The organism is Sulfuricurvum sp. (assembly GCF_028688295.1).
Classification (GTDB): Bacteria; Campylobacterota; Campylobacteria; order Campylobacterales; family Sulfurimonadaceae; genus Sulfuricurvum.
On sequence record NZ_JAQTYM010000060.1, the window covers coordinates 1 to 5,455 of the forward strand.

Sequence of the window (5,455 nt, forward strand, 5' to 3'; positions counted from 1 at the left end):
TGACCGATGACGATCGGGCCTGATCCGATGAGTAATATCGTTTTGATGTCGTCGCGTTTTGGCATTGAGACCCCTCGTCATAAAAATTTTATTATTATAGACGAGAAGCACTTAAAATCCGATTACAAGTGCTAAGCAGAGGTGTTGAATCAAAAAAATTCTGCCTCGAAGAGGCAAGCGTTTGTCTGCACTACGTTAGACTTTCCGCTTCGCTACATGTGCCATAGCGGCTAGCGTAGATAAAGGAATGTTATTCCTTTATCGTTCAAATATAGATGAACTATCTCACTTGTGTAATAACATGAAAATAGGCAGGATTTTTACCGTAAAAGTAAGGTTCGATGACGGCACTTTGATAACCGCTGGCTTTAGTGATAGAGACGACTTTTCCCACCTTTAGTCCTGCCATAAAGATACGATCCAAGCCAGAAGTGAGGACTTCATCTCCTACTGAGATAGGGATCCACGTTGGGATAAATTCAACGATCAAACGTCGTCCGTTATTACCGCGTACAATCCCCGGTGCCATAGAACTTCCGACATTAACGGCGTAAGAACTTTTGACATCTCCGTTGAGGAGCGCAATAGGGCGTTTGTTATTTCCTACTACGATTCCGGCGGCATAACCGCGATACAAAAGACCGTACACTTTTTTAGGATCAAATTTATCCATTTCAATCCATACCCGATGCGGATCACCGAAACGTACGTAAGAGAGAGTTCGAACAAGTGTAGTTTGTGGGGTGGTTGTGAAACTGCTGTTATGTTCTTGGAGTAATTTTTGGTATTCATCGGCGATTTGATGAAGACTTAATAGCTCTTTTTCATAAAAGTGATTTTTTCGTTGCAAATCTTGAATCGTTGCTTGTTGATTGAAATGCTCATCTATTGAATGCTGAATCGATTCTAGCATATTGTGATAAGAAGTTTTTAGTGCAAGATTGAGATGAATAATGGGCGATTGGAGCAGATTGGTAAAATAGAGCGCTCCACCCACCAAAATGGCGAGTGCTACAGCAAAACCTAGCGATTGTTTATTCATTATCGAAAAGTTCGTGGAGTTGATCGATCTCTTCAAGTGCACGTCCAGTTCCGCGAGCAACACACAAAAGTGGCTCATCAGCAACATAAACCGGAATTTTGATAATTTCTGAGATGTATTTATCGAGCTGACGGATAAGTGCTCCGCCGCCGGTGAGGATAACACCGTTGTTAACGATATCGCCTGCAAGATCTGGAGGCATGTTCTCTAAAACATCACGAATCGCTTCAAGAATCTCTTTGAGAGGATCACGCATTGCTTCACGTGCATCTTCGCTTGAGAGCTCGATAGAAGTTAATAGCCCTTCTACTTGGTCACGCCCGTTGATAATCATCTTAAGCTCTTGAGCCAGTGGCATAGCGGTACCGATATTGATTTTGATATCTTCAGCTATGCGTTCTCCGATTAAAAGATTGTATTTGCGTTTGACATAGTCCATAATGGAACGATCAATCTTATCCCCCGCAACACGGATTGAGCGGCAAAGTACTAAACCACCCAAGGAAACAACACCGATTTCAGTGGTTCCACCTCCGATATCAACAATAATATTTCCTTTTGGTTCGCGAATATCGATACCTGCTCCGATAGCTGCTGCCATCGGTTCATCAATGAGATAAACTTCACGAGCACCGGCGCTCATTGCCGACTCACGAACCGCTTTACGTTCAACCTGTGTCAATCCATAAGGGATACAGATGATGATACGCGGACTGATGAGGGTACTTCGCCCGTGAGCTTTTTCGATGTATTTGCGAATCATTTTTTCAGTCATATCAAAGTCTGCGATAACGCCGTCACGCATAGGACGAATTGCTTTGATGTTTCCTGGAGTTTTGCCTACCATCTCTTTGGCTTCACGCCCTACGGCAAGAACGCGTTGTTGACCGTATTTTTCCATTTTGACGGCAACTACCGAAGGTTCATTGATAATAATTCCTCTCCCTTTGGCAATCACGATGGTATTTGCCGTTCCTAAATCGATAGAGAGATCGTTCGAGAACATTCCGATAAGTTTATTAAATAGCATTGACTCTCCTATGCACTTTTTTGAGTTGATTTTTTAATGTAGACAGGAGCAATACTCTCTTCTACGACCTCTTTGGTAATAAGTACTTCGTAACCGCTGTATTCAGGAAGCTCATACATTGTATCTCCCATAGTCTCTTCCATAATAGCACGAAGACCGCGAGCGCCGGTTTTACGTGCTAATGCTTTGGCGGCGATAGCGCTTAGCGCTTCTTGATCAAAAGAGAGCTCAACATCATCGATGGCAAAGAGTTTTGTGTATTGTTTCACCAAAGAATTTTTCGGTTCTGTCAAGATACGAACCATCTCTTCTTCGGTAATTTTGTTGAGGGATGCGATAATCGGCAAACGTCCTATAAGCTCAGGAATAAGGCCGTAACTGACCAAATCATCCGGTTCGACGTTTTCAAAACTATCATCGATGTCGGTGGTACTGCGTTTGTCCTGACCGAATCCCATAACATTTTTCCCTTTTTTACGCTCTAGAATCTGCCCAAGACCATCAAATGCACCGCCGCAGATAAAGAGGATACCTGAAGTATCGATTTGGATAAAGTCTTGGTTAGGGTGTTTACGTCCCCCTTTGGGAGGAATGTTGACGACCGCACCTTCTATAATTTTGAGAAGTGCTTGTTGTACCCCTTCACCTGATACGTCTCGGGTAATAGAACGATTTTCAGACATACGGGAGATTTTATCAATCTCATCGATAAAGACGATTCCCTGCTGTGCACGTTCTACATCACCATCCGCCGCTTGGAGGAGTTTTGTGAGGATGTTTTCAACATCTTCTCCGACGTATCCCGCTTCAGTGAGGCTGGTTGCATCGGCGATGGCAATAGGGACATTGAGGACGCGTGCAATGGTTTGTGCCATGAGTGTTTTACCGCTTCCAGTCGGTCCAATGAGCAAAACGTTTGATTTGGCAATTTCGGTTTCATCTTCGACATGGGTGTGTTTAAAAATACGTTTGTAATGATTATAAACAGCTACAGAGAGCAGTTTACGCGCCCGTTGTTGTCCGATGATGTATTGTCCCAAAAAGGTATTAAGCTCTTTAGGGGTTAAAAGTTCAGTCGCTTTGTGCTCATGTGCGGTTGCACTCTCACCCTCCGAATCACCGAACATAATTTTGTAGGCGGAGAAAACACAGTTTTTGCAAATATAAACATTGTTTCCGGCGATAAGCGGGTTATGATCGCTCTCTTGAGCGTCACAGAAACTGCAATGGCGGTGAATCATGATTGATTCCTTTCATAGGGGATACCCCGTTTGGTATTAACGATAAAGGTGCAAAGATTTTTAACGTATTCGCTTGTTGCACTCTCAAGCAAAGCGGCTGCCTGCTCTTGGAGCGGTTTTCCTGATTCGAAAAGCTCGCGATAAGTTGTTCTAAGGGCATCAATATCACTGCGTTCAACATGACGGCGTAAACCGTTGAGGTTTAATCCGCGTAATACGGCACGATTCCCCTCAGCAAGACAATACGGTGGTACGTCTTGAGAGAGAGCTGATGCCCCTGCGATCATAGCATAATCACCGATCTTTACAAACTGATGAATTGGTGTCATTCCGCCGATAACGGCATAATTTCCCATCTCGACATGGCCGGCTAGGGTGGCGGCGTTGGCAAGGATACAATGATCTCCGATAATAACGTCGTGTCCTAAATGGACGTACCCCATAAAAAGGTTATGATTGCCGACAACGGTTTTTCCACCGCCCCCTGCAGTCCCCGGATTAAAGAGGGTAAATTCACGGATTTTGTTGTAATCACCGATGATAAGCTCAACTTCTTCTCCGTTGTATTTCAAATCTTGTGGAATAGAACCTAAAACGGCATGTGAAAAAATATCATTATACTCGCCGATAGTCGTATTTCCGTAAACGCAAGCACTGGCGGCAATTTTTGTTCCGCGCCCGATTTTTGCTTTAGAGGAGATAAAGCAAAACGGACCGATTTCGACCTCTTCGCCGATAATAGCACCCTCTTCGATAACTGCTAATGGAGATAAGTTGCTCATTCTCTCTCGCTTACTTGTCGACGATCATGGCTTTAAGTTCAGCTTCGGAGACGAGGACATCGTCGACATACGCTTTACCCTCTAACACCCAAATCGCACCCTTGTGTTTGATAACATTCATGCGGTACTCTAAGCGATCACCCGGACGGACAGGGGCACGGAATTTTGCACCGTCAATACTCATGAAATAGACCACCTTGTGTGCTGCTTGCTCTTCAGTCATATCCATACTCTGAAATGCGAGGATTCCGCCGGCTTGGGCCATCCCCTCTAATATCATAACACCGGGATAGATCGGATGACCTGGAAAATGGCCTTCGAAAATTTGTTCACCGATAGTGACGTTTTTGTAACCGATGAGTGACTCATTTGGGGTAATGTTCGTTACTCGATCGACGAGGAGAAAAGGGAAACGGTGGGGTAAAATTTTTTGAATTTGAACAACATCTATCATATTTGCAATACACCTTGGGTAAAAAATCGCCCAATTTTACCGTAAAAACGGTTAATTTTTGATAATAAGGTTTGAATCGTTTTGTCCGCCATGTTTGAGTGCACGGTTTACCAGTAAATCGGCTATTTCAAAACTGGCATCGACCAATTCAATTTCAGATAAATCACGCAAACTTTTGCGCTCTTCAACGCTATCTATTTTTAGAATTATTTTGGCTTTTGGATCATAACGGAGAACCGCTTCACTGATGAGACGACGTTTTTGTTCGCTGATCATGGTGATGATGATTGCTTTAGCCTCTTTCACCATTAATGACTCCAAAACGGGGAGTTTATCAAGGTGGCCGAAGTACGCCATATAGTTCAATTTGCGCGCATGGAGAACATGCTTTAGATTATCTGAGATAATAATAAAGTTGGCACCTTGTGCGTGCAGATTGGATGCGACGATTTTCCCCAGTACCCCAAACCCTGCAACAATGATATGATCTTGCCTCTCAATCGGGGTGATGACGTCGGATTCGTAGAACTCTTTTTCAAAATACGATGAGAGTTTATAAATGTTTCCTATGATAAACGGGGTGAGGATCATCGAGATAACACTCACCAAAATCAAAAAGCTCGCCATCTCCTCGCTAATCAATTTTTGAGATCCGGCGAGGGCAAAAATAGCAAAAGAGAATTCTCCGATCTGTGCGAGTGAAAGCGCTGTTTTTGCGGAGGTATTTTTATCTGAATTACGGCGGATAATGACGTAAATAATCACCGCCTTAAAGAGCATCGCAAAGATGAAAACAAATGTGATTATGTGGATGTTTTCAGCGAAATAGAGCATATCGATTTTTGTTCCGACTCCAAAGAAAAACGCTCCCAATAGGAGGTCTTTATAGGTCGCAATATCGGATTC

At 43.5% G+C, this 5,455-nt stretch carries 6 protein-coding genes; all 6 read right to left on the reverse strand.

Annotated features, from left to right (window positions below; genetic code table 11):
• Nucleotides 1-280: 280 nt before the first annotated feature.
• On the reverse strand, nucleotides 281-1,042 hold the full coding sequence (mreC, locus tag PHR02_RS10610) for a rod shape-determining protein MreC (protein ID WP_299991959.1): 762 nt from the start codon (nucleotides 1,040-1,042) through the stop codon (nucleotides 281-283).
• Nucleotides 1,035-2,072 carry a rod shape-determining protein gene (locus PHR02_RS10615; RefSeq protein WP_299991961.1) on the reverse strand — a complete coding sequence of 346 codons (1,038 nt, stop codon included), beginning with the start codon at nucleotides 2,070-2,072 and terminating at the stop codon, nucleotides 1,035-1,037. The genes mreC and PHR02_RS10615 overlap by 8 nt, the downstream gene beginning before the upstream one ends.
• Nucleotides 2,073-2,080: 8 nt before the next feature.
• On the reverse strand, nucleotides 2,081-3,313 hold the full coding sequence (gene clpX, locus PHR02_RS10620; RefSeq protein ID WP_299991963.1) for an ATP-dependent Clp protease ATP-binding subunit ClpX: 1,233 nt from the start codon (nucleotides 3,311-3,313) through the stop codon (nucleotides 2,081-2,083).
• Nucleotides 3,310-4,095, reverse strand: coding sequence for an acyl-ACP--UDP-N-acetylglucosamine O-acyltransferase (lpxA, locus tag PHR02_RS10625; protein WP_299991964.1), 786 nt, complete (start codon nucleotides 4,093-4,095; stop codon nucleotides 3,310-3,312). Before lpxA ends, clpX begins: the two co-directional genes overlap by 4 nt.
• 10 nt (nucleotides 4,096-4,105) lie before the next feature.
• Nucleotides 4,106-4,549: a 3-hydroxyacyl-ACP dehydratase FabZ gene (gene fabZ, locus PHR02_RS10630; RefSeq protein ID WP_299991966.1), complete on the reverse strand. Its 444-nt coding sequence runs from the start codon at nucleotides 4,547-4,549 to the stop codon at nucleotides 4,106-4,108.
• A 51-nt stretch (nucleotides 4,550-4,600) separates the two neighbouring features.
• Nucleotides 4,601-5,455 (reverse strand): NAD-binding protein (locus PHR02_RS10635; RefSeq protein ID WP_299991968.1); only part of this gene is annotated, 855 nt, incomplete at its 5' end.

Excerpts from the sequence above, each read along its gene's own strand:
- PHR02_RS10615 (WP_299991961.1), bottom strand. The coding sequence starts at position 2,072 with ATGCTATTTAATAAACTTATCGGAATGTTCTCGAACGATCTCTCTATC.
- lpxA (WP_299991964.1), bottom strand. The coding sequence starts at position 4,095 with ATGAGCAACTTATCTCCATTAGCAGTTATCGAAGAGGGTGCTATTATC.
- fabZ (WP_299991966.1), bottom strand. The coding sequence starts at position 4,549 with ATGATAGATGTTGTTCAAATTCAAAAAATTTTACCCCACCGTTTCCCT.
- mreC (WP_299991959.1), bottom strand. The coding sequence starts at position 1,042 with ATGAATAAACAATCGCTAGGTTTTGCTGTAGCACTCGCCATTTTGGTG.
- clpX (WP_299991963.1), bottom strand. The coding sequence starts at position 3,313 with ATGATTCACCGCCATTGCAGTTTCTGTGACGCTCAAGAGAGCGATCAT.